The following is a 21,372-nucleotide window of genomic DNA, read 5'->3' as shown; positions in this document are numbered from 1 at the left end:
CGCGCCCGACCGCTACGCGGGTTGGAGCAGGTCCCAGCGGTTGCCGTACAGGTCCTCGAAGACCGCGACGGAGCCGTACGTCTCGTGGCGCGGTTCCTCCAGGAAGCGGACCCCCTCGGCGGTCATCCGGGCGTGGTCGCCCGCGAAGTCGTCGGTGTGGAGGAAGAACCCGACGCGCCCGCCGGTCTGGTCGCCGACCCGGGAGCGCTGGGTCTCGTTCTTGGCGCGGGCGAGCAGCAGGGCCGCTTCGGTGGCGCCGCGCGGGCGGACCACGACCCAGCGGGAGCCGTCCGGGCGGGCGGTGTCCTCGACGAGGGTGAAGCCGAGGGCGCGGGTGTAGAAGTCGACGGCCTCGTCGTAGTCGTGGACGACGAGGGCGGTGAGGGCGATGTGTGCGGACATGGGTCCTATTGTGCGGACCCGCCGAGCAGGACGACCTCCAGGGTCCGGGGGCCGTGTACGCCCTCCACCCGGTCGAGCTCGATGTCGCTGGTCGCCGAGGGCCCGGAGATCCAGGTCAGCGGACGGGTGGGGTCCAGCCGGTCCAGGGCCTGCGGGATCGAGTCCACCAGTCGGTCGGGGATCCGCACGACGCAGACGTGGTGGTCGGGGATCAGGGTGATCCGGCGCCGGCCCTGCTCGGGGCCCGCGTCGAGGACGAGGGTGCCGGTCTCCGCGACGGCCAGGGCGCAGCCGGTCACGACGCTGTCCACGCCGTCGAGTTCGAGGGGGGTGGACGCGGCCAGGTCGTGGACGAGGGTCACGTCGGCGTCGGCGAGCCAGTGCGGGGGCAGGTCGGGCGGCACGAGCACGGTGGCGGATCCCCGTCGGGCGAGGAGTCGCGCCAGGAGCGGCGGCAGGCCGTCCTCGTCGGCGCGGTGGACCGTCGCCCGGTACTCGGTGAGGTGGGCGGCGAGCAGGTCGGCGCTCTGCTCGGGGGTGCGGGCGCCGTGGTGGCGGAGGTAGTCCCGGGGCACGTCCGTGTCGGGGCCGTCGACGGCGCGTCGGATGCGGCCCAGGATGAGATCCCTGGTGCTCATCGGTGTTCCTCTCCCCGGTCGCCGCGTTCCCGCGCCCACCAGTCGCGGAACGACTCGGCGGGCGGGCGTGGCAGCTCGCGGCTGTCGGTCCAGGCCCGGCCGGGCCCGGGCAGTCGACGCGGTCGCAGGCGGCGGGCGCGGGACAGCAGCCGCTCCCCCGCGCGGAGGGCGCCCGGGCGGTCGAGGAGGAGGCGGGCGGCGCGCATGGCGGCGCGTTCGGCGGTGTGGCCGCGAGCGGGACGGATGTGTACGCGGATGCCCTCGCGGGTCACGGGGCCGCCTTGGGCGACGCGTTCGCGGAGGTGGACGAGTACCTCGGGGATGTCGATGGCGACGGGGCAGACCTCGTAGCAGGCGCCGCACAGGGTGGAGGCGTAGGGCAGCGAGGCGTCGATCTCGCTCGCGGTGCCGCGGAGTTGTGGGCTGAGGATGGCGCCGATCGGGCCGGGGTAGACGGAGCCGTAGGCGTGACCGCCGGCGCGTTCGTAGACGGGGCAGACATTCAGGCAGGCGGAGCAGCGGATGCAGCGCAGGGCTTGGCGGCCGACGGTGTCGGCGAGGGTGTCGGTGCGGCCGTTGTCGAGGAGGACGAGGTGGAAGGCGGTGGGGCCGTCGCCGTCGGTGGTGCCGGTCCACATGGTGGTGTAGGGGTTCATCCGCTCGGCCGTGGAGGAGCGCGGCAGCGTCTGGAGGAAGATCTCCAGGTCCCGGAAGGTCGGCACCACCTTTTCGATGCCCACGACCGAGATGAGGGTCTCGGGGAGGGTCAGGCACATCCGGCCGTTGCCCTCGGACTCGAGGACGACCATGGTGCCGGTCTCGGCGACCATGAAGTTGGCTCCGGAGACGGCGACTTTGGCGCGCAGGAACTTCTCCCGCAGGTGCAGGCGGGCCGCTTCGGCGAGTTCGCGCGGGTCGTCGCCGAGATCGTCCGGTGCGGGCCTGCCCCAACGGGCCATCTCGGTACGGAAGATGTCCCGGATCTCGGCCCGGTTGCGGTGGATGGCGGGGACCAGGATGTGCGAGGGCCGGTCGTGGCCGAGTTGCACGATGAGTTCGGCCAGGTCGGTTTCGTACGCGGCGATCCCGGCGGCTTCCAGGGCCTCGTTGAGGCCGATCTCCTGGGTGGCCATCGACTTGACCTTGACCACCTCGCGCTCGCCGGTGGCCAGTACCAGTGCGGTGACGATCCGGTTGGCCTCGTCGGCGTCGGCGGCCCAGTGGACGGTGCCGCCGGCCGCCGTGACGGACTCCTCCAACTCCACCAGGTAGCGGTCGAGCCGGCGGAGCGTGTGGTCCTTGACCGCCTTGCCGGCCGCGCGGAGTCGGTCCCAGTCCGTCAACTCCGCCACGGCGCGGGCCCGTTTGTCGCGGATGGTGTGCGTGGCGTGCCGGAGGTTGGCGCGCAGGACCTCGTCGTGCACGCCGTCGCGCGCCGCGGTGGGGAAGGCGGGCATGCCGAGCGGGATGGCGGTCATCGCAGGGGGTCCTCCTCGGTCGCGGCGAGGATCTCCGCGAGGTGCAGGGCGCGCGGCGGGCCGCCGCGGCGACGGAGCATCCCGTCGAGGTGGGCGAGGCAGGAGTTGTCGGCGCCGCAGAGCACCTCGGCGCCGGTGGAGGCGGCGCTGCGGATCTTGTCGGCGCCCATCGCGACGGAGACGTCCGGGTTCTTGACGGCGAAGGTGCCGCCGAAGCCGCAGCATTCCTCGGCCCCGGGGAGTTCGACCAGGTCGAGGCCCTTGACGGCGGCCAGCAGCCGCCGGGGGCGGTCCCCGAGTCCGAGGGTCCGCAGGCCGTGACAGGAGGGGTGGTAGGTGACGGTGTGCGGGAAGTACGCGCCGACGTCGGTCACCCCGAGGACGTCGACGAGGAACTCGGTCAGCTCGTACACGCGGGGTGCGAGAGCGTCGGCGAGCCGGGCCAGTTCCGGACCGCGTCCCTCGTCCCGTGCTCTGCGGCCGATCCGGGGGTAGTGCTCGCGGATCATGGCGGCGCAGGACGCGGAGGGGGTGACCACGTACGCGTGGCCCGCGAAGGCCTCGGCGGTGCGCCGCATCAGCGGTTCGCTCTCGTGCCGGTAGCCGGTGTTGTACTGCGGTTGTCCGCAGCAGCTCTGGGCGGCGGGGAAGTCCACGTGGACGCCGAGCCGCTCCAGCAGACGGACCACGGCGATGCCGGTTCGGGGGTACAGCGCGTCGTTGACGCAGGTGACGAACAGGGCGGCGCGCATGACGGGCAGAATAGCCGGGTGAAGAAGTTCTACGTGATCGGCATCGGCGCGGGCGACCCGGACCACCTGACCCTCCAGGCGGTCAAGGCGATCGGCGCTTCGGACGCATTCCTCATCCTGGAGAAGGGCGAGGAGAAGTCGGACCTGACCGGGCTCCGGCGGGCGATGTTGGACGAGTACGCCCGGCCCGGCCATCGGCTGGTGGAGGGCCGCGACCCGGACCGGGACCGCACGCCGGCGCAGTACGCCCCGACCGTGGACGGGTGGCGCAGCGCCCGGGCGGAGATCTTCGAGCGGTTCATCGCCGAGGACCTGGCGGACGGCGAGACCGGGGCGTTCCTGGTGTGGGGCGATCCCTCGTTGTACGACTCCACGCTCGCGATCCTCGACGAGGTGCTGGAGAAGGGTCGGGTCGCCTTCGACCACGAGGTGGTCCCCGGCATCAGCAGCATCTCCTCCCTGCTCGCCCGGCACCGGACCACCTTGAACCGGGTGGGTCGCCCGGTGCAGATCACCACCGGGCGGCGGCTCGCGGAGGGCTGGCCGCAGGACGTGGACGACGTGGTGGTGATGTTGGACGCGCGGCACGCCTTCACGGCCCACCTCGACCAGGACCTCTACATCCATTGGGGCGCATATGTCGGCACGCCCGACGAGATCCTGGTCTCGGGCAGGCTGGCGGAGGTGGCCGGGCGGATCGAGGAGCTGCGGACCGAGGCCCGCGCCCGCAAGGGTTGGATCATGGACACGTACCTGCTCAGGCGTCCTTGAGGTAGTCGGGCAGGGCGGCGGCCAGGCGTTCGTACTCCTCGGGCCGGTTGTAGATCTGGCCGCAGACCCGGATGCCGCCGCCGCCCGGCCAGGGCCAGATCAGTACGCGTACGCGCAGCTCGGCGGCGATCCGTTCGCGCAGGGCGCGGGCGCTCTCCTGGGTTTCGGCGATGCCCGGCGGCAGGCGCAGGGCGCGCATGGCGAGGCCGTCGGTGTGCGGGAGCGGGGTGAGTCCGGGGAGTTCGGCGAGCAGGGCGGCGCCGTGGGCGGCGAGCGCGGCGTTGTGGGCCCGTACCGCGGTCGCGTCGAGGCGTTCGAGGAGGTCCAGGCCCTCGGGTGCGGCCAGCCAGCCGGTGTAGTCGATGGTGGCCCGGTTCTCGACGGAGCGGGGGAAGCCGTGCCGGTCCTCCCACGAGGGGACCAGGGCCCGGATGCCGGACCGGTGGCGCGGGGCGACGGCGAAGACGGCGCTGCCGGAGGGCGCGTACCCCCATTTGTGCAGGTTCCCGAACCAGAAGTCGGCGCCGCCGGCCAGCGGGTCGGCGAGCATGCCGGGGGCGTGGGCGCCGTCGACGATGGTGGTGACGCCGCGGGCGGCCAGGTCGGCGAGGAGCGCGGGACCGGCGATGAGCCGGGCGGTCGGCGAGCTGACGTGGTCGAGGACCGCCACCTTGGTGCGGGGGGTGAGTGCGGCGAGTACGGTCTCCCGTACGGCGTCCTCGTCGGGGAGGTACGGGTCGAGGGCGACCGTGGTGAGGGGTGCGCGGCGGGCCGCCGCCTCGACGACCGTGCCGTAGCCGTGGTCGGTGACCAGGATCTCGTCGCCGTCGGCGAGGGGGACGGCGTCGAGGGCGAGGTTCGCCCCCTCGGTGGCGTTGGCGATGAAGCCGATGCCGTCGGTCTCGGTGCCGAGGTGGGCCGCGACCCGGGCGCGGGCCTCGGCGATGCGTTCCGGCACGCCGATGAAGAACACGTCGGGGTCGTGGTGGACCTCTGCCTGCAGTGCGGCGTGCGCCTGCTGCACGGGGACCGGCACGGCTCCGAAGGATCCGTGGTTGAGGTGCGCGACGTCGGGGTCGAGCCGGAACAGGGCGCGCCCGCCGGGGAACTCCGCCGGGCGTTGCGGCTCGGTCACTGGGCCTCCGTGAGTGGGGTCGGCTGGTGTGCCGATCCTCTCCCGGGGCGGGTCCGGACCGGAAGACCGCACCCGGCGGCCGGAAGCCCCCGGGTCGCAGGACCACCACCGCCGCTGCCGGGCTACTCCCGGCCGCTCGTCGCCGCGTAGTACTGGAGGTCCTGGACTTCCACCCTGTGGTCGGCGGGGTAGGGGAGCTCGACCTCCGTCACGGTCCGGCCGGCCCGCACCACCTCCGCCGAGCTGACGCCCGTCTTCAGCGGCAGCAGTTCGGTGTGGAGTCCGGCCGGGGCCTCGTGGGAGTCGTTGGCGGCGCCGACGGTCGTACGGATCTGTGCCGACCCCGTCAGGAAGCTCAGCACCTCCACGGTGTCCCGGGAGGCCGCGCTGCCCCTGCGCAGCGACATCACCAGCGACTGGTCGCCCGTCGGGTCGGCGGAGGCGAACTGGGTGCGGGCCGTGAGGTACAGGGTGTCTCGGACGATCCGCGGCCAACTGCCCGTCTTGAACCGGGTCAGGTAGTACGAGGTGAGGTCGAGGTAGGCGTACCCGTTGTGCAGGGACGGTGCGAACTGGCTGCCCTCGGAGTAGTCGTTCCAGGTGGTCAGCTGCACCCAGTCGGCCCCGTCATCGATGGCGTGCGTCCATGTGGACCGGAGCGTGGCGGTGTTGCCGGCTTCGTCGTAGATGCCCTGGTTGGGGCGGGCGTCCTGGACGGAGACGGGCTGCATCCAGATCTTGCCCATCTCGTGGGCCCGTCGCGCGTCGCGCGTCGAGCTGTCCTGGCCGACGTAACTGCGGCTGCCCCACTCGGAGAAGCCGTGGCTGATCGGCGCGAAGGCCGCTCCATTGGCGCCGAAGTCGAGGAAGAGGGGGACGAAGGCGGTGCGGATGCCGTGCTTCGAGTTCAGGTCGTCGATCATCCGGGTCCACCAGGCGACGTTCTTGGCCTCGGCCTTGAAGGGCGACACTACGAGGCGCCCGTCGCCGAGCCGGTGGGCGGCCGGGCTCTTGCCCAGGGCGGCGATGGCGTCGGCGAGTACGCCCGGGTCGTCGGTCTTCAGCGAGGTCATGTCCGGCATCAGCATGATCTTGAAGTCGGGGTCGACCGAACGGGCTGCCTCCATCAGGAGGTTGGAGCGCTCCCAGTTCTTGCCGGAGAGGGAGAGCATGTCGAGGGTGAATCCGTCGATGCCGGCGGCGCGGGCGGTGCGCACCTCCTGCTGGAGGTTGGCGTACTCCCAGTTGCCGCCCTTGGGCGGGACGGGCAGCGGGCGGTCGCGCAGCAGGCCGCCGTAGCGCTCGTGCTTGCCGCGCTCGCCGTCGGGTTCGAGGTAGTTGCGGGTGTAGTAGTCGACGTCCGCACTCGCGTTGTCGAGGGACAGCGGGTACGGGGTGAAGTAGTGGGCGAACACCAGCTTCTTGCCGGCGGAGCCCGAGCGCAGTGCGGCCGGTCGGGGCATGTCGAAGGGCAGGGCTCCTGCGGCGCGGGTGCCTCCGGTGTCAGCCTGTCCCCGGGGGGTCGGCCGTTCGGTTTCCGCGGGCGATCCGGTCGGGCTCGGTGTGGCCCCGGGCGTGCGGGACGCCTCGGGCGAGGGATCGCCGCCGGGGGCGATGGTCCGGGGCGCGTCGATCTCGGGCGTCGCGCGGTTCTGGTGGGCGTCGGCGGTGAAGGGATCCCAGGCGATGCCCGTCGCGGCGCTGACGCCGACGAGCAGGAAGGCCGCCATCAGGAACGCCAGCAGGGGTCTGCGCCCCCGGAAGCGGGGACGGCGTCGGTGCGACGCGGGTCGTGCCTCCCGCTCTGCCCGCCGGTCCGCTCTCATGTGTGCCCCTCCCCGGAATATGCCCCGGCTGCGGGGCTGCACAGCAGTAGAGCCGATTCCCGGCTGCCAAACAACCGTTCCAAGGAGGCGGGGGTCCGGCACGTACGTCACGGGGACCACGGGAACTACGCCGGACCGCTTTGCCTTGGCCAACACGGCGTCCGCTTCAGGGGCCTTGGCGCACGGCGGCCCCGGGCGGGTTTCGTGGCCGCGCGGACGCGTCCGCAACGTTCCGCGCCCGCCCGCGGGCCGGCAGGCGCGCCCCGGGACGGCGGACGCGAGCGTTCCCCACCTGGGGCCTTGACCGCTGTGTTCCCCTCGCCGGGCTTCGCGCCGCGCGCGTCGTCTACCGGCCCTCCACCATCCGGGCGACGCTCGTCACGCACGTCGTGGACCGCTCCGAGGGCCGGTGTCGGTCAGCCGTGCGGGGACGGACCCCGGCCGGTGCGCGAACCCCTCGGCGGAATAAGACATTCCCCTGGTCTTGCCATGAAACTGGCGCATAATCGTCGGCATGCGGTCTGAAGCACGCCTCTTGCCGCGCCTGGTCACGCATGCAATGGGGGGCATCGTGCCGATGGGGGAATCTCGACCGGCCGGGACACTGCCGATGACGTCGACGGAGCTGTCATGGCTGCTCACCGCCGTCCGACGGGGCCGCGTACTGACCGTGACCGGCCGGTTCCGCGCGCCGCGCAGCCTGTTGGTGCGCGACGTCGCACGGCGGCTCTCGTCCAACTTCTGCGACGGCGTGGCCGTGGTCACCGTCGCGGAGGCCGGTGGCGTCCCCGAACTCGTGGCCGCACTGGGCTGCGTACCCGGCATGCCCTTCCTGCCCTGCGGCACGCGCGACGCCGTCTCCTGGCTCGCGGAACGGGACATGCTCCTCGTCCTGGACGGCGTCGACCACCTGACGGCCGACACCCTGCGCTGGCTGCGCGAGCTGCTCGCCGTCGCGCCGGGACTGCGGATCCTGGCCGCCGGGCGCCATCCGCTGGCCGTCGGACAGGGCGGGGTCCACCGGCTCTGAGGCCCGTACGGACACGCCCGGCCCCATGGCTGCCGCGCCGGCCCGTCGCGGTCGGCAACGTGTGGGAGTGGTCCGCGGACCGCTTCGCGGCGGACGGCCCCGAGCGCGCGATGCGCGGCGGCTCGCACCTGTGCCACGACTCGTACGGCAACCGCCACCACGTCGCGGCCCGGACCCGCACCCGCAGCACCCCGAACAGCTCCGCGGGCGACATCGGCTTCCGCGTGGCGGCCGACGTCCACACCGCGATCCAGGGCCGGTCAGATCCGGCGGATCCGGGCCCACATCCGTGACCCGGGCACCGAGGGGGGTGCCGACACCGTTCGACGGGACCGGAGTTGGGACCAGACGACGTCCGGGCACCGGCCCTGCGGCCGGGACGCGAGGAACTTCCGGTAGGGCACGACCCGGGGTTCGTGGCCGATCTCCACCCAGTGGGGGCGGCCGGAGACCTCGTCCCAGCCGTCGTTGGGGAGCGGGACGTGGTCACGTCGGCCGTCCTTGTCCTTGGTGGTGATCTGCGCGACCTCGGCGCCGCCGCGTCCGGTGGCCAGGACCACGCAGTAGTGCCGCAGGTGCCGCGACGGGTCCTCCCGCAGCGGCACCATGGCCAGCCAGATCTCCCCGGCCCGGGGCCGCGCGCCGCGCGTGCGGTCCCAGCGGCGTATCCCCAGGTACACGGCGAGGGCGACCAGCCCGGCGGCGCCGCTCGTCAGGGCGCCCCGTGCGTTCCACGACCGGATGCCCTCCACCAGGTGCCCGGTGTAGAGCACGGCGCCCGCGACGGCCGCCAGGAGCAGGGCCGCCCGGGCCAGGAGACGCCGCCACGCGAAGGGCGCGCCCCGACCGGCGAGGGCCGTGACGGCGAGCGCGACCACGACCGGTATGCCGTACAGGATCGCCCAGGCCCCGGGTCCCTCCGCCCGTACCGGCGGGTCCTGCAGGGCCATCAGGTCGGGGATCAGCACCGGCGTGGCGAGCAGCCCTCCGACGATGACCACCAGGTTGAGCAGCAGATACCCCACGCACCCGATTCCGGCGCAGGACGTGTTGTCTCGACGAGCCACCAGTTCTCCCCCCAGCTCACCGGCGGCAGGCTAACGCACCCGGCGGGTTCGTGTGGGGCGAATCAGCTCTGCCAGGAGGGGCGTTCCCACTCGTCGGCGGGCAGTCCGAGGATCACCTCGTCGACGAAGGCCCCGTACACCCACGCGGAGCGCCTCAGGGTGCCCTCGACCTGGAAGCCCGCGCTCCGCGCGGCCCGGATCATCGCCGGGTTGTCGGCGAGGGTCTCCAGTTGGAGCCGGTGCAGCCCGCGCACGGTGAACCCGTAGTGACACAGGAGCTGTACGGTCTCCGCGCCGATCCCGCGACCGCGGGCACCGGGGAGGAGGGACATCCCGAGGTGGGCGCCCCGGTTGTGCAGGTCGATGCCCCACAACAGGGCCTCGCCGGCGAGTTCGCCGGTGGCCAGGTCGACCACGGAGAAGGCGGCCTTGCCGTCGTCGGAGGGCCCGTCGGGCTCGTAGGGGGAATGTCCGCCCGCCAGGGTCAGCGGGCGCCAGGGACGCGAGTCCGACCGGGCGTGGTTCGGAACGTCGTCGTGGAGTCCGGCGTGCAGGATCGCCACGTCGTCGGGGTGGCGGGCGCGCAGCCCGGCCAGCTGTCCAGTGATCACCCCGTATTACTAGCCGTGTGCGGACCCCTTCACAACCGGAATACGGCCGCAGACGCGCCGACGCCCCGGCCGGGAGGTCCCGGTCGGGGCGTCGGCGGACACGCCGTGGGCGTCAGCCCAGGATCGCGAGCGCCTGGTTCAGGGTCTCGGACGGGCGCATGATCTTCGAGGCCTTGGCGGCGTCGGGCTGGTAGTACCCGCCGATGTCGGCCGGGGAGCCCTGCACCGCGATGAGCTCGGAGACGATGGTCTCCTCCTGCTCGCCCAGCGTCTTGGCGAGCGCCTCGAACGCGGTCGCCAGCTCGGCGTCGTCGGTCTGCTTGGCCAGCTCCTGCGCCCAGTACAGGGCGAGGTAGAAGTGGCTGCCGCGGTTGTCGATGCCGCCCAGCTTGCGGCTCGGCGACTTGTCCTCGTTGAGGAAGGTGCCGGTAGCGCGGTCCAGGGTGTCGGCCAGCACCTGGGCGCGGGCGTTGCCGGTGGTGGTCGCGAGGTGCTCGAAGGAGACGGCCAGCGCGAGGAACTCACCGAGGGAGTCCCAGCGCAGGTAGTTCTCCTTGACGAGCTGCTGCACGTGCTTCGGGGCGGAGCCGCCGGCGCCGGTCTCGAAGAGGCCGCCGCCGTTCATCAGCGGGACGACCGACAGCATCTTGGCGCTGGTGCCCAGCTCCAGGATCGGGAAGAGGTCGGTCAGGTAGTCGCGCAGCACGTTGCCGGTCACCGAGATGGTGTCCTCGCCGCGGCGGATGCGCTCCAGGGAGAAGGCGGTGGCCTCGACCGGGGAGAGGATCTTGATGGTCAGACCCTCGGTGTCGTGCTCGGCGAGGTAGGTCTTGACCTTGGCGATCAGCTGCGCGTCGTGCGCGCGGCCCTCGTCCAGCCAGAAGACGGCCGGGTCGCCGGTGGCGCGGGCGCGGGTGACGGCGAGCTTGACCCAGTCCTGGATCGGCGCGTCCTTGGTCTGGCAGGCGCGGAAGACGTCGCCCTTGGCGACCTTCTGCTCCAGGACCACGTTGCCCTCGGCGTCGACGAGGCGGACGGTGCCCGCGGCGGCGATCTCGAAGGTCTTGTCGTGGCTGCCGTACTCCTCGGCCTTCTGGGCCATGAGGCCGACGTTCGGCACCGAGCCCATCGTGGACGGGTCGAAGGCGCCGTGCGCGCGGCAGTCGTCGATGACGGCCTGGTAGACACCGGCGTAGCTGCTGTCCGGGAGGACGGCGAGGGTGTCGGCCTCGGCGCCGTCGGGACCCCACATGTGGCCGGAGGTGCGGATCATCGCCGGCATGGAGGCGTCGACGATCACGTCGGAGGGGACGTGCAGGTTGGTGATGCCCTTGTCCGAGTCGACCATGGCGAGGGCGGGGCCCTCGGCGAGCTCGGCGTCGAACGAGGCCTTGATCGCGGCGGCGTCGGGCAGCGCGCCCAGGCCGTTCAGGATGGTGCCGAGGCCGTCGTTGGGGGACAGACCGGCGGCGGCCAGGGTCTCGCCGTGGCGGGCGAAGGTCTTCGGGAAGAAGGCGCGGACCACGTGGCCGAAGACGATGGGGTCGGAGACCTTCATCATCGTGGCCTTGAGGTGCACGGAGAACAGCACGTCCTCGTTCTTGGCGCGCTCGATCTGGGCGTTGAGGAAGGTGCGCAGCGCGTCGACGTGCATGACGGACGCGTCCACGACCTCACCGGCGAGGACCGGTACGGACTCGCGCAGGACGGTGGTGGTGCCGTCGGCGGCCACGTGCTCGATGCGGAGCGTGCCGGCCTCGGTGATCACGGTGGACTTCTCGGTGGAGCGGAAGTCGTCGGCGCCCATGGTGGCGACGTTCGTCTTCGACTCGGAGGTCCAGGCGCCCATGCGGTGGGGGTGGGCCTTGGCGTAGTTCTTGACCGAGGCGGGGGCGCGGCGGTCGGAGTTGCCCTCGCGCAGGACCGGGTTGACGGCGCTGCCCTTGATCTTGTCGTAGCGGGCGCGGATCTCGCGCTCATCGTCGCTCTTCGGGTCGTCCGGGTAGTCCGGGAGCGCGTAGCCCTGGCCCTGGAGTTCGACGACCGCGGCCTTGAGCTGCGGGATCGAGGCCGAGACGTTGGGCAGCTTGATGATGTTGGCGCCCGGGGTCTTCGCCAGTTCGCCCAGCTCGGCGAGGGCGTCCGCGATGCGCTGGCCCTCTTCCAGGTGCTCGGGGAAGCTGGCGATGATCCGACCGGCCAGGGAGATGTCACGGGTCTCGACATTCACACCGGCCGTCGACGCGTACGCCTGGATCACAGGCAGGAAGGAATACGTCGCGAGGGCCGGGGCCTCGTCAGTGTGCGTGTAGATGATGGTCGAGTCAGTCACCGGATGCTCCGCTCCACAGTCTGCGTCTCTCGTCTGCAACATTGCTCGACATCAAGATATCTCGTGATCGGACCGGTCTGGACAGCCCCCTGCCGGAACCCGGGGGAGACACGCGTCACCCGGCCCCGCCCGCCCGGTCACACGGCCGCGGCCCGGGACGGGGAGGGGACCGTCCCGGGCCGCGGGGTGCGGGCGCCGGATGGGTGGCGCGGGGTGCGTGGGGGGTCAGCCGATGTGGAAGGGGTCCCCGTAGACCTTCCAGTCGAGCGGGGTGTCGAGGTTCAGGTTCCCCTTCTTGACCCACGCCCGCTGGGCGGTGTCCACGCGGCTGGTGTCGCTGTGGGCCTCCTCCTGCTTCATCGCCCAGACGCGGGCGTCGAGGAAGGCGTTCAGCCAGGTGGTCTCGTTGCCGCCCTGGGCCGGGGGCTTGGCCTTGGTCAGGGCGCGCTTGCGGATGTTGCGGAAGCTGGTGGAGTCGCTGCCGTCGCCGTGCATGACGATGGCGTCGTAGTAGGCGAACTGGCCGAGGGTGCCGACACCGTCGCTCTTGCCCTGCTTGACGGCGGGGTTGAAGTAGACCCGGTCGCGCTCGTGGTCCTGGGCCTTCTTGAACTCCGTGTCCTGGGCCGCCTTGGCCCAGTCCTTGGTGAAGTTCGGGTCGAGGCCGGCGTGCGAGTCGCCGCCGTCGACCTTGCGCAGCGCCGGGAGGTACTTCGCGAGCACGTTCGCGGGCTTGACCTGCGTGTAGTACTCGACGAGGTCCAGCATGTCGCCGGTGCCGGAACAGAATCCGATGATCCCGGCGGTGTAGCCGCGGCCGTCGTCGATGTCCTCTATGTACTTGTACTGGGCCTTCCAGTCCAGCGAGGAGTTCTCCGCGCTGGAGACGATCTGCATGGCGATGTCCTTCTTCGCCGGGTCGTCGAGTCCGGTCGCCGCCGCCGCGGTGGAGGCGGCGGGTGCGGCGGCCGGGGCCGCCGTGGCGTGGGCCGCGACGGGGGCGGCGAGCAGGGCGGCGCCGAGCAGGGCGCCGAGCGCGACGGTCCTGTTCTTGCGTTGGGGGGTGAACACAAGGCCTCCATGCGGTGGTTGAGGCTTCCCGATTCGGTTAGGAAACTTTCCTACCAGATAATCGAGGCGCGGAGAACCCTTGGCGAGCCCTTGTTGTCAGTTCCGGAGCAAACCAATCCATGAGGGCTTCGGCTACGAAACCCTCCATGTGTCACCCCTGCCAGCAGTCGCCGCTCCCGAAGGAACCCCTGCCATGACCAGTACTCGAAACGGCCGGCTCCTGGGGCGAAGGGGGCTCTCGTGCGGCAACCGGTGACCTTCGGCGCGGCATGGGAGAAGCCCGGCCCCGACCTGCCCACCCTCATGGACCTGATCGCCCGCGGCGACCAGGACGCCTTCGCCACGCTCTACGACGTGGTCGCGGGTCCCGTCTACGGCATCGTCGTCAAGGTCCTGCGGGACCGGGCGCAGTCCGAGGAAGTGGCGCAGGAGGTCCTGATCGACGTCTGGCGGCAGGCCGCGCGCTACCGCTCCGACAAGGGCAGTGTCATGACCTGGGTGATGACGATCGCGCACCGGCGCGCGGTGGACCGGGTCCGCTCCGCGCAGGCGGCGGCGGCCCGCGAGCAGGACAACGCGGCGCGGGAGCACACCCGCCCCTACGACGAGGTGAGCGAGCAGGTGGAGGTGCGGCTGGAGAGCGAGCAGGTGCGCCGCTGCGTGCGCGGTCTCACCGAACTGCAACGGCAGGCCGTCAGCCTCGCCTACTACGGCGGGCTGACGTACCGAGAGGTGGCGGAGACCCTCGGCACCCCGCTGCCCACGGTCAAGACACGGTTGCGCGACGGTCTGATCCGCCTGCGCGACTGCATGGGGGTCAACGCATGAGCACCGGGACCGACCACATGCACGCCCTCGCCGGCGCCTACGCGCTGAACGCCCTGGACTCCGAGGAACGGACGGCCTTCGAGCACCACCTGGCCCGGTGCGCGCTGTGCCCCCAGGACGTACGGGAGTTCACGGCGACGGCGGCCCGGCTCGGCTCGGCGACCGCCCTGCCTCCGCCACCCGCGATGCGCGCGCACGTACTGGACCGGATCGACACGGTGCGGCAGCTGCCTCCGGCCCGCCGGGGCATCCCGAGCCTGCGCAGGCGCGCCCTGCCGATGGCACTCGCGGCCTGTCTGGCCGGGGCGCTCGCCCTGGGTGGCACGGCGGTGTGGCAGCGGGACCAGGCCGTCCAGGCCGGCCGCGAGCTGCGCGAACTGCAGAACCTGACGGACGTGATCACCGCCCCGGACGCCCGGACGGTGGTGGGCAGCACCCCGTCCGGCGCGAAGGGCACGGTGGTGGTGAGCACGGCGCGGAACCGGGCCGCGTTCGTCGGCTCCGGGATGGCACCCGCCCCGGCGGGCAAGACGTACCAGCTGTGGTTCGCGGACGGCCCGGAGATGCGACCGGCGGGCCTGCTCGGCGGCGACGGAAGCACCCTGATGACCGGGCCGGTCGGCCGGGCCACCGCCGTCGGGGTCACCCTGGAGCCCGCGGGCGGATCGCCCCGGCCGACGTCCGATCCGGTGATGCTGATGAGCCTGGCCGGTTGACGCCGGGCGCGCGGCCGGCCGGTTCGGATCATCGACCAGGCCGCACGCACTCAAGCGGCGGCATTTCCGTGTCGGGCACCAGTCGTGGCGACCCCGGCCGGCTTGGTTGACTGGCCGGACACCACGGGGTCCGGCCCGGTGTCTGCGGCTCTTTCGCCGCGCCGGGCCCCGAGGGGTCGGGAGGAGTCCCCGCACGCCGATCGCGGTGTTCGGCGCGCGGGGTCCTGCCCTGCGGGGCCGTGGCCGCACGCGCGCGGCCGTGGCGCCCTCCCGCCGGGTCAGAGCCAGCCGTTGCGCCGGAACCCCCGGTGGATCACGAGGCAGGCAGTCGCCATGACCGCGATCACCAGCGGGTATCCGTACGTCCAGTGCAGTTCCGGCATGTGGTCGAAGTTCATGCCGTACACCCCGCAGACCATGGTCGGCACGGCGACGATCGCCGCCCAGGCCGTGATCTTGCGCATGTCCTCGTTCTGGGCCACGGTCACCTGCGCGAGGTGGGCCTGGAGGATGGAGTCGAGGAGTCCGTCGTAGGCGCCGATCTGTTCGGTGGCGCGGGTGAGGTGATCGGCCACGTCGCGGAAGTACGCGCGGACGTCCGGCGGGATGAGCGGTATCGGCTCCGTGGCCAGCAGGTGCAGCGGTCGACCGAGGGGCGCCACCGCCCGCCGCAGTTCGAGGAGTTCGCGCTTCAGCTGGTAGATCCGTCCGGCGTCGCCACGACCGCCGTACTCGCTGAACACCGCGGTCTCGACGGCGTCCATGTCGTTCTGCACGGCGTCGGTGACGGCCACGTAGTCGTCGACCACGTGGTCGGCGATGGCGTGCAGAACGGCCGCCGGCCCCTTGGCGAGTTGATCCGGAGCGGCTTCCAGGGCTTCCCGGACGGGGCCGAGGGTGCCGCGGCCGCCGTGCCGGATCGTGAGGACGAAGTCCTCGCCGACGAAGGCCATCAACTCGCCGGTCTCCACGACCTCGCTGGTCGCGGTCAGCTCCTCGTGTTCGACGTAGCGCACGGTCTTGAACACGGCGAAGAGGGTGTCGTCGTACCGTTCCACCTTGGGCCGTTGGTGGGCGTTGACGGCGTCCTCGACGGCGAGCGGGTGCAGGTCGAACAGCCCGGCGAGGCCGGTGATCTCCTCCTGGCTCGGCTCGTGCAGGCCGACCCATACGAAGCCCTCGCCGTTCTTGCGGACCCTGCGCAGCGCCTCTTCGACCTCCCCGCAGTCCTCTTGGCGGAGGCCGTCGCGGTAGACGAGGCAGTTGACGACCGCGCTGCCGAGAGGGGAACGGGCCGGGTGGCTGAGGTCGACGGCCCGCCGGTAGCCGCGGCGCACGGCCCGGCGCAGGTTGCTGAACATGGACAAGGACGTACTCCCCTTCGGCGGATCAGCCGCCAGTCTGCCACCGCCGCGCCGGTGCCCGACCCGGGACACCACCGCACCGGGACAGCACCCGCGCCGGAGGCCGGTGGACCGGGTCGGCGACGCCGTGTGACACCGCGCGTGCCCCGGCGCGGCACGGCGAACCCCGCCGGGGCGACGGTGGCCGTCGCGGGGCGTCAGTACGATGGCCTCCCCGCGACAGTCGGGACGCGGACCGGAAGGCGGAGGGCATGAACGACCACGACGAGGGTGGCTCCGCCGGCCCGCACCCCTCCCGGCGTCGGGCCCAGGGGCAGTTGGAGGCGCAGGTGCTGGCCGCGCTCGGCGAGTCCCCGGATGCCGCCACCGCGGGCTGGGTGCAGGAGCGGATCGGCGGCGGCATCGCCTACACCACGGTGATCACCATCCTGACCCGACTGCACGACAAGGGCGCGGTCGAGCGGGAGCGGTCCGGCCGGTCGTTCCGTTGGACGCCCGTCGCGGACGGCGCCGGACTGGCCGCGCTGCGCATGCGCAAGGTCCTGGACGGCGAAGCGGACCGTGACGCGGTGCTGGCCAGTTTCGTCACCGCGCTGTCGCCCCACGACGAACGGCTGCTGCGCGAGTTGCTCGGGGGCGAGGTGCCGGGCGGCGGATCCCCCGGCTCCGGCCCGACCCGGGCTTGACGGGACGGGACACCGATGGGCCTGCTCGTCTTCCTTCCCCTGGTCCTGCCCCTGACCGCCTGGCCGCTCGCCCGGCCGGCCGCGCAGCACCTGCACCCGCGCACCGCCACCTGGCTGCTGACCGGCGTGGCCGCCGCGCTGGCCCTGTGCAGCACCCTGTGTCTGGGCCTGCTCATGGTGGTGGGGACCGCTCAACTGCCGGGCAATCCGCTCCCCGACGCCTGGTCGGACCCCGAGGTGCGTGCGGCGCTCCCCTACGACGAGGTGGCCGGCCCCGCGGCGATCCCCGCGCTGGCCGCCGTGCTCGGCTCCGCCGCGACCGCCGTGTGGCGCGCTCGGCGGGTCCGGCGCGACTGCCGGCGCGCACTCGCGGGACTGACCGACGGGCCGGTGGTGGTGCTGCCGGCCGCCGAACCGTACGCCTACGCGTTGCCCGGCCCGGGCCGGCACGGTGGCCGCGTCGTGGTGACGACGGGCCTGCTGTCCGCACTCGACCCGGCGGAGCGGCGGGCGCTGTTCGCCCACGAGCGGGCGCACCTCGCCGGTCGTCACCACCGGTTCCTGACGGTGGTGCGGCTGGCCGCCTGCGCCAACCCCTTCCTGCGACCGCTCCGTTCGGCCGTGTCGTACACGGCCGAACGATGGGCGGACGAGGCCGCGGCGGCCCGGGTCGGCAATCGGCGTACGGTCGCCACGGCCATCGGCAAGGCCGCCCTGCTCTCCCGCGCCACTCCCCCGGGGCTCCCCGCCGCGACGGCCGGGCCGGTGCCGCGCCGTGTGGCGGCCCTGCTGTCCCCGGCCCCGCCGGCGCTCGTGTGGCCCCCGTTGCGCACGGCGGCCGGGCTGGCCACCTGGAGCGCGGCGGCGGGCACGACGGTATCGGCGCTCTCCTCCGCGAACTCGGCGGTGACCCTGATCTGCGTCCTGCGCACCGCCACGGCGCTGTGAGGTCACCGGCGGGGCGCGGGGGCGCCGGTCGGGGGCGCGGGGCGACTCAGAGGTCGAACTCGTGCGGGGGCAGGTCCAGCGCGTAGCAGGCCTCGCGCACCACGGCCTGCTCGGTCTTGTCGAAGTCCCCGTCGGCCCCGCCGATGACGATGCCGATCTGCACCACGGCGCGCGCCTCGGTCGGCTTCTTCTTCGCCTTGGCGATCTCCTGGAGCACGCTGACCTTGCCGAAGTCGAAGTCGGTGGTGAGCTTGGTCAGGTTCGCCTCGAACCGGCGGCGCAGGTCTTCGGCGTCGAAGTTCCGCAGCACCTCGTTGCCGGCGATCAGCTGCGCCACGCGCCTGCGTTCGTCGGGATCGATGGTCCCGTCGGCGGCGGCGACCAACGCGCACATCGCCATGCTCGCGTCGCGGAACGCGCCGCTCTTGAGGTCGTTCTTGGTCGCCACGAGCTGGGTCTGCATCGTCGATGCGGACTCCTTGATGCGGTCCCACAGGGCCATGAGAGCTCCATACGTCGGCTTGCTTCTACAACACTGTAGAAGTTACCAGGCGCCGGTGACACACCCTCACCCCGGCGCCCCGCCGACCGACCACCGGGGCACGCCCCCGACCCGGCCGCGCGGTTCAACCCCGGTCGACGAACACGCTGGTCGACTTCACCCGGGCGACCGCCCGGGCACCGACCTCAAGTCCCAGTTCCTCCACCGCCTCCCGCGTCAGCAGGGACACCACCCGGTGCGGTCCGGCCTGGATCTCCACCTGGGCGTCGACCGCGCCGAGCTTCACGGCCGTGACGATGCCCGGGAAGGCGTTGCGCGCCGAGGTGTACGGGGCTTCCCCGTCGTCGTCCTCCTGCGCCACCTGAACGCAGAACGCCGCCAGGTCCGGGCCCTCGACCATGCGCCGCGAGCCTTCCCGGCGGGTGGGGAAACGTTCGGCGTCGGCCCAGCGGCGCGCCGTGTCGACGCTCACCCCGAGCAGTCGCGCCGCCTGGCCGATCGTGTAGGACTCCATGTCCGACAGCGTAGGACCTGCTCGCCTCAGCGCGCCGGAGGCAACAACGCCTCCCCCGCGGCCTGCGCGATCACCTCCGCGACCACCGCGAGCGCGGGCGAGTCCAGCTTCCACTGCTGCCAGTACAACGGCACGTCCATGGTGCGCTTCGACGTCAACAGCACCAGTTCGCCGGACCGCAGGAGCGGGTCGGCCTGCGCCTGCGGCACCAGCCCCCACCCCAGGCCGGCGGCCACGGCGTCGCGGAACCCCTCCGAGGTCGGCACGTGGTGCCGGATCGCACTCGCCCCCGCGCCCGAGCCGGCGCCGCGCGCCAGGCTCCGCACGAACCGGTCCTGGAGCTCGTCGCGCCGGTCGAAGACGATCACCGGCGCCTCCCGCAGGTCCCGCTCCAACGGCCCGGTCAGGTAACGGGCGGCGAAATCGGGCCGTGCCACCGGCAGGTAGCGCGCCAGCCCGAGCGCCCGGACCGTGCACCCGGCCACCGGGTCCGGCGTGGAGGTGACCGCAGCCATCACCTGGCCCTCCCGGAGCAGCGCCGTGGTGTGGCCCTCGTCCTCGCGGTGCAGCTCGAAGCAGACGGGCGGATCCCGGGGCACGCGGGTCAGTGCGGGCAGCAGCCAGGTGGCCAGCGAGTCGGCGTTGACCGCCATCGGCAGGCGGACCGGCTCCCGCTCCTCGTCGGCGCCCAGACCGAGTTCGGCGCGGGCATCCCGTTCCAGCCGGGCGAGTTGGCGGGCGAACCGGATCACCACCTGCCCGGACTCCGTCGCCCGTACGGGTTTGGTGCGCATCAGCAACACCCGGCCCGTGCGCTGTTCCAGGGCCTTCACGCGCTGGCTGATCGCGGAGGGGGTCACGTGCAGGGCGGCGGCCGCGGCGTCGAAGGTGCCCTCGTCGACCACGGCGAGCAGGGTCCGCACCTGCTCCAGGGGAAGTTCTTCCATCACGAGCGCTAAGGGTACGTAAAAAACTTTAGCTGTACTGAACCGGAGCGCCTGCATACGGTCGAAGCCATGACACACGGCATCACCACGGCGGGTCTCGCGGGCTTCGGCACCGGTCTCTCCCTCATCGTCGCCATCGGCGCCCAGAACGCGTTCGTCCTGCGCCAGGGAGCGCGCCGCCAGTCGGTGCTCCCGGTGGTGGCCATCTGTGCCGTGTCCGACGCGCTCCTCATCCTGCTCGGCGTCGCGGGGGTCGGAGCCTTCGTCAACGCCTGGCCGGCCGCGCTGACCGCCGTCGGGATCGCCGGTGGCACCTTCCTGATCTGCTACGGGGCCCTCGCGGCCCGCCGGGTGCTGCGACCCGATCCGGGGGCGGCGCTCACCACTTCGGGCACGGCCCCCGGGTCCGCCCGCACGGCCGTGTTGACCTGCCTGGCGATGACCTGGCTCAACCCGCACGTCTACCTGGACACCGTCCTGCTCGTGGGCTCCCTCGCGGCGGACCGGGGCGATCTGCGCTGGGCGTTCGGCGGCGGCGCCGTCCTGGCCAGCCTGGCCTGGTTCAGCGCGCTCGGCTACGGATCACGGCTGCTCAGCGGTCTCCTCGCCCGACCTTCGGCCTGGCGGGTCCTGGACGGCCTGGTCGCGGCGACGATGGTCACCATGGGCGGGCTCCTCCTGGCCGGCACCTGAGCCCCGGGGAGCCCCGGGCGGGCGGCGGGGAACACGGTCCGGGCGGGCGGCGGGGCCCGGGCGGGTAAAACCCCTGCGCGCGGGGCGGTCGTACCGGCAGCATGCACGTCATGACGACACCCGCGGACGCCGCTCGTGACGCCCTCGACGGCCTGGCCCTCGGTGATGCCTTCGGGGAACTGTGGTTTCCGTGGTTCCGGCCCGGCGACTCGGCGATCGAGGGAATCCGGGCGCGCCGCACCCCGCAGGAGTCGACCTGGCGCTGGACCGACGACACGGCGATGGCGGTGTCGGTGCTCCGGGTCCTGAGGGAGCACGGCACGGTGCGGCAGGACCGGCTGGCGGAGGCGTTCGGCGCGGCCTACGTGACCGACGCCCATCGCGGCTACGGCAACGGCATGCGCCGGCTCCTCCCGGAACTCGCGAAGCGGCCGGCGAGTTGGCGCACCGAGGCGAGGAACCTCTTCAACGGTCAGGGCAGCCTCGGCAACGGCGCGGCGATGCGGGTGGCGCCCCTGGGCGCGTGGTTCCACGAGGACCTGGACGAGGTGGCGGATCAGGCCGTTCTGTCGGCCGAGGTCACCCATGCCCACCCGGAGGCGATCGCGGGCGCCGTGGCGGTGGCCGTGGCAGCCGCCCTGGCCGCGCGCAGCCGGGAGCGGCCCGCTCCCGAGGCGTCGGCCTTCCTCCGTGAGGTGGCCGCGCTGACACCCGCCGGGCAGGTGGCCGGGGGCCTGCGCCGAGCCGCCGACCTGCCCGCCGGCACCACACCGGACGAGGCCGCCGACGTGCTCGGAAACGGCCGGTTGATCCGCGCGAGCGACACGGTGCCCTTCGCCCTGTGGTCCGCGGCCCGGCACCTGGACAGCCTCCTCGACGCGCTGTGGACCACGGCGGAGGGTCTCGGCGACATCGACACCAACTGCGCGATCAGCGGCGGCACGGTCGCCGCGCGCACCGGTACCGCCGGCGTCCCCGAGACCTGGTGGGCGCGGCGCGAACCCCTGCCCGGTGGCCCCGTCACCGCCCGAACCGGTACCTGAACGGGCGCGCGCGGCCGG

At 72.7% G+C, this 21,372-nt stretch carries 23 protein-coding genes; 9 read left to right on the top strand and 14 right to left on the bottom strand.

The window, feature by feature from the left end; genetic code table 11:
- Positions 1-12: 12 nt before the first annotated feature.
- From ACQEVM_RS11915 to ACQEVM_RS11900, 4 genes are read right to left on the bottom strand one after another with little or no spacing between them, the layout of a single operon-like run.
- Positions 13-402 carry a VOC family protein gene (locus ACQEVM_RS11915; protein ID WP_433077716.1) on the bottom strand — a complete coding sequence of 130 codons (390 nt, stop codon included), beginning with the start codon at positions 400-402 and terminating at the stop codon, positions 13-15.
- Between the two features lie 5 nt (positions 403-407).
- Positions 408-1,040 carry a LutC/YkgG family protein gene (locus ACQEVM_RS11910; RefSeq protein ID WP_433077714.1) on the bottom strand — a complete coding sequence of 211 codons (633 nt, stop codon included), beginning with the start codon at positions 1,038-1,040 and terminating at the stop codon, positions 408-410.
- Positions 1,037-2,518, bottom strand: coding sequence for a lactate utilization protein B (locus ACQEVM_RS11905; protein ID WP_433077712.1), 1,482 nt, complete (start codon positions 2,516-2,518; stop codon positions 1,037-1,039). The genes ACQEVM_RS11910 and ACQEVM_RS11905 overlap by 4 nt, the downstream gene beginning before the upstream one ends.
- Positions 2,515-3,270, bottom strand: a complete 756-nt coding sequence (locus ACQEVM_RS11900; protein WP_433077710.1) for a (Fe-S)-binding protein — start codon at positions 3,268-3,270, stop codon at positions 2,515-2,517. Before ACQEVM_RS11900 ends, ACQEVM_RS11905 begins: the two co-directional genes overlap by 4 nt.
- Positions 3,271-3,288: 18 nt before the next feature.
- On the opposite strand from ACQEVM_RS11900, the gene cobF reads away from it, so the two are divergent.
- The gene (gene cobF, locus ACQEVM_RS11895) at positions 3,289-4,041 is read left to right on the top strand and encodes a precorrin-6A synthase (deacetylating) (protein WP_433077708.1); all 753 of its coding nucleotides are present in this window, start codon (positions 3,289-3,291) and stop codon (positions 4,039-4,041) included.
- Here the strand turns inward: cobF and ACQEVM_RS11890 are convergent.
- Both ACQEVM_RS11890 and ACQEVM_RS11885 read right to left on the bottom strand, forming a co-directional pair.
- Positions 4,028-5,176: an aminotransferase class V-fold PLP-dependent enzyme gene (locus tag ACQEVM_RS11890; RefSeq protein WP_433077706.1), complete on the bottom strand. Its 1,149-nt coding sequence runs from the start codon at positions 5,174-5,176 to the stop codon at positions 4,028-4,030. The genes cobF and ACQEVM_RS11890 overlap by 14 nt on opposite strands.
- A 122-nt stretch (positions 5,177-5,298) precedes the next feature.
- Positions 5,299-7,002 carry a glycoside hydrolase family 71 protein gene (locus ACQEVM_RS11885; protein WP_433077704.1) on the bottom strand — a complete coding sequence of 568 codons (1,704 nt, stop codon included), beginning with the start codon at positions 7,000-7,002 and terminating at the stop codon, positions 5,299-5,301.
- 610 nt (positions 7,003-7,612) lie between these two features.
- Between ACQEVM_RS11885 and ACQEVM_RS11880 the strand changes: the two genes are divergently transcribed.
- Both ACQEVM_RS11880 and ACQEVM_RS11875 read left to right on the top strand, forming a co-directional pair.
- Positions 7,613-8,032, top strand: a complete 420-nt coding sequence (locus tag ACQEVM_RS11880; protein WP_433077702.1) for a hypothetical protein — start codon at positions 7,613-7,615, stop codon at positions 8,030-8,032.
- 59 nt (positions 8,033-8,091) lie between these two features.
- Complete coding sequence (locus ACQEVM_RS11875) at positions 8,092-8,325, top strand: SUMF1/EgtB/PvdO family nonheme iron enzyme (RefSeq protein WP_433077700.1); 234 nt, start codon at positions 8,092-8,094, stop codon at positions 8,323-8,325.
- On the opposite strand, the gene ACQEVM_RS11870 is transcribed toward ACQEVM_RS11875, so the two are convergent.
- The 4 genes from ACQEVM_RS11870 to ACQEVM_RS11855 all read right to left on the bottom strand — a co-directional run bounded on the left by ACQEVM_RS11870 (position 8,293) and on the right by ACQEVM_RS11855 (position 13,113).
- Entirely contained in the window at positions 8,293-9,099 is an 807-nt protein-coding gene (locus ACQEVM_RS11870) for a hypothetical protein (protein ID WP_433077698.1), read from the bottom strand. The genes ACQEVM_RS11875 and ACQEVM_RS11870 overlap by 33 nt on opposite strands.
- A 62-nt stretch (positions 9,100-9,161) precedes the next feature.
- Positions 9,162-9,710: a GNAT family N-acetyltransferase gene (locus tag ACQEVM_RS11865; RefSeq protein ID WP_433077696.1), complete on the bottom strand. Its 549-nt coding sequence runs from the start codon at positions 9,708-9,710 to the stop codon at positions 9,162-9,164.
- Positions 9,711-9,822: 112 nt separating this feature from the next.
- Positions 9,823-12,042, bottom strand: coding sequence for an NADP-dependent isocitrate dehydrogenase (locus ACQEVM_RS11860; RefSeq protein ID WP_433077694.1), 2,220 nt, complete (start codon positions 12,040-12,042; stop codon positions 9,823-9,825).
- 225 nt (positions 12,043-12,267) lie between these two features.
- Complete coding sequence (locus ACQEVM_RS11855) at positions 12,268-13,113, bottom strand: chitosanase (protein ID WP_433077692.1); 846 nt, start codon at positions 13,111-13,113, stop codon at positions 12,268-12,270.
- A 303-nt stretch (positions 13,114-13,416) separates the two neighbouring features.
- On the opposite strand from ACQEVM_RS11855, the gene sigK reads away from it, so the two are divergent.
- Complete coding sequence (gene sigK, locus ACQEVM_RS11850; protein WP_433079971.1) at positions 13,417-13,941, top strand: ECF RNA polymerase sigma factor SigK; 525 nt, start codon at positions 13,417-13,419, stop codon at positions 13,939-13,941.
- Positions 13,938-14,657 carry an anti-sigma factor gene (locus ACQEVM_RS11845; protein ID WP_433077690.1) on the top strand — a complete coding sequence of 240 codons (720 nt, stop codon included), beginning with the start codon at positions 13,938-13,940 and terminating at the stop codon, positions 14,655-14,657. Before sigK ends, ACQEVM_RS11845 begins: the two co-directional genes overlap by 4 nt.
- A gap of 278 nt (positions 14,658-14,935) precedes the next feature.
- Here the strand turns inward: ACQEVM_RS11845 and corA are convergent, their stop codons facing one another.
- Positions 14,936-16,018 (bottom strand): magnesium/cobalt transporter CorA, encoded by a 1,083-nt coding sequence (gene corA / locus ACQEVM_RS11840; protein WP_433079969.1) that lies wholly within the window; start codon positions 16,016-16,018, stop codon positions 14,936-14,938.
- 254 nt (positions 16,019-16,272) lie between these two features.
- On the opposite strand from corA, the gene ACQEVM_RS11835 reads away from it, so the two are divergent.
- Together ACQEVM_RS11835 and ACQEVM_RS11830 are read left to right on the top strand one after the other, a co-directional pair.
- Positions 16,273-16,707 (top strand): BlaI/MecI/CopY family transcriptional regulator, encoded by a 435-nt coding sequence (locus ACQEVM_RS11835; protein WP_433077688.1) that lies wholly within the window; start codon positions 16,273-16,275, stop codon positions 16,705-16,707.
- Positions 16,708-16,722: 15 nt separating this feature from the next.
- Positions 16,723-17,655, top strand: coding sequence for a M56 family metallopeptidase (locus ACQEVM_RS11830; RefSeq protein WP_433077686.1), 933 nt, complete (start codon positions 16,723-16,725; stop codon positions 17,653-17,655).
- Between the two features lie 46 nt (positions 17,656-17,701).
- Here the strand turns inward: ACQEVM_RS11830 and ACQEVM_RS11825 are convergent, their stop codons facing one another.
- From ACQEVM_RS11825 to ACQEVM_RS11815, 3 genes are all read right to left on the bottom strand, one after another.
- The gene (locus tag ACQEVM_RS11825; protein ID WP_351754776.1) at positions 17,702-18,157 is read right to left on the bottom strand and encodes a tellurite resistance TerB family protein; all 456 of its coding nucleotides are present in this window, start codon (positions 18,155-18,157) and stop codon (positions 17,702-17,704) included.
- Between the two features lie 124 nt (positions 18,158-18,281).
- The gene (locus tag ACQEVM_RS11820; protein WP_433077684.1) at positions 18,282-18,671 is read right to left on the bottom strand and encodes a TOBE domain-containing protein; all 390 of its coding nucleotides are present in this window, start codon (positions 18,669-18,671) and stop codon (positions 18,282-18,284) included.
- 26 nt (positions 18,672-18,697) lie between these two features.
- Entirely contained in the window at positions 18,698-19,618 is a 921-nt protein-coding gene (locus tag ACQEVM_RS11815; RefSeq protein WP_433079967.1) for a LysR family transcriptional regulator ArgP, read from the bottom strand.
- A 69-nt stretch (positions 19,619-19,687) separates the two neighbouring features.
- On the opposite strand from ACQEVM_RS11815, the gene ACQEVM_RS11810 reads away from it, so the two are divergent.
- Together ACQEVM_RS11810 and ACQEVM_RS11805 are read left to right on the top strand one after the other, a co-directional pair.
- A complete protein-coding gene (locus tag ACQEVM_RS11810; protein ID WP_433077682.1) occupies positions 19,688-20,311 on the top strand; it encodes a LysE/ArgO family amino acid transporter in 624 nt (207 codons plus the stop codon).
- 110 nt (positions 20,312-20,421) lie between these two features.
- Positions 20,422-21,354: an ADP-ribosylglycohydrolase family protein gene (locus tag ACQEVM_RS11805; RefSeq protein ID WP_433077680.1), complete on the top strand. Its 933-nt coding sequence runs from the start codon at positions 20,422-20,424 to the stop codon at positions 21,352-21,354.
- Positions 21,355-21,372 lie beyond the last annotated feature (18 nt).

This window comes from Streptomyces sp. CA-243310 (assembly GCF_050936775.1).
Lineage (GTDB): Bacteria > Actinomycetota > Actinomycetes > Streptomycetales > Streptomycetaceae > Streptomyces.
Note: the sequence above shows the minus strand (reverse complement) of the source record. Positions and strands in the feature narration are given on the sequence as shown.

Bases quoted from the DNA above. Each gene is read 5' to 3' on its own strand.
- ACQEVM_RS11880 (WP_433077702.1), top strand. From the start codon at position 7,613: ATGACGTCGACGGAGCTGTCATGGCTGCTCACCGCCGTCCGACGGGGC.
- ACQEVM_RS11805 (WP_433077680.1), top strand. From the start codon at position 20,422: ATGACGACACCCGCGGACGCCGCTCGTGACGCCCTCGACGGCCTGGCC.
- ACQEVM_RS11830 (WP_433077686.1), top strand. From the start codon at position 16,723: ATGGGCCTGCTCGTCTTCCTTCCCCTGGTCCTGCCCCTGACCGCCTGG.
- sigK (WP_433079971.1), top strand. From the start codon at position 13,417: ATGGACCTGATCGCCCGCGGCGACCAGGACGCCTTCGCCACGCTCTAC.
- ACQEVM_RS11835 (WP_433077688.1), top strand. From the start codon at position 16,273: ATGAACGACCACGACGAGGGTGGCTCCGCCGGCCCGCACCCCTCCCGG.
- corA (WP_433079969.1), bottom strand. From the start codon at position 16,018: ATGTTCAGCAACCTGCGCCGGGCCGTGCGCCGCGGCTACCGGCGGGCC.
- ACQEVM_RS11915 (WP_433077716.1), bottom strand. From the start codon at position 402: ATGTCCGCACACATCGCCCTCACCGCCCTCGTCGTCCACGACTACGAC.
- ACQEVM_RS11825 (WP_351754776.1), bottom strand. From the start codon at position 18,157: ATGGCCCTGTGGGACCGCATCAAGGAGTCCGCATCGACGATGCAGACC.
- ACQEVM_RS11910 (WP_433077714.1), bottom strand. From the start codon at position 1,040: ATGAGCACCAGGGATCTCATCCTGGGCCGCATCCGACGCGCCGTCGAC.
- ACQEVM_RS11820 (WP_433077684.1), bottom strand. From the start codon at position 18,671: ATGGAGTCCTACACGATCGGCCAGGCGGCGCGACTGCTCGGGGTGAGC.
- ACQEVM_RS11845 (WP_433077690.1), top strand. From the start codon at position 13,938: ATGAGCACCGGGACCGACCACATGCACGCCCTCGCCGGCGCCTACGCG.
- ACQEVM_RS11815 (WP_433079967.1), bottom strand. From the start codon at position 19,618: ATGGAAGAACTTCCCCTGGAGCAGGTGCGGACCCTGCTCGCCGTGGTC.
- ACQEVM_RS11810 (WP_433077682.1), top strand. From the start codon at position 19,688: ATGACACACGGCATCACCACGGCGGGTCTCGCGGGCTTCGGCACCGGT.
- ACQEVM_RS11885 (WP_433077704.1), bottom strand. From the start codon at position 7,002: ATGAGAGCGGACCGGCGGGCAGAGCGGGAGGCACGACCCGCGTCGCAC.
- ACQEVM_RS11905 (WP_433077712.1), bottom strand. From the start codon at position 2,518: ATGACCGCCATCCCGCTCGGCATGCCCGCCTTCCCCACCGCGGCGCGC.
- ACQEVM_RS11900 (WP_433077710.1), bottom strand. From the start codon at position 3,270: ATGCGCGCCGCCCTGTTCGTCACCTGCGTCAACGACGCGCTGTACCCC.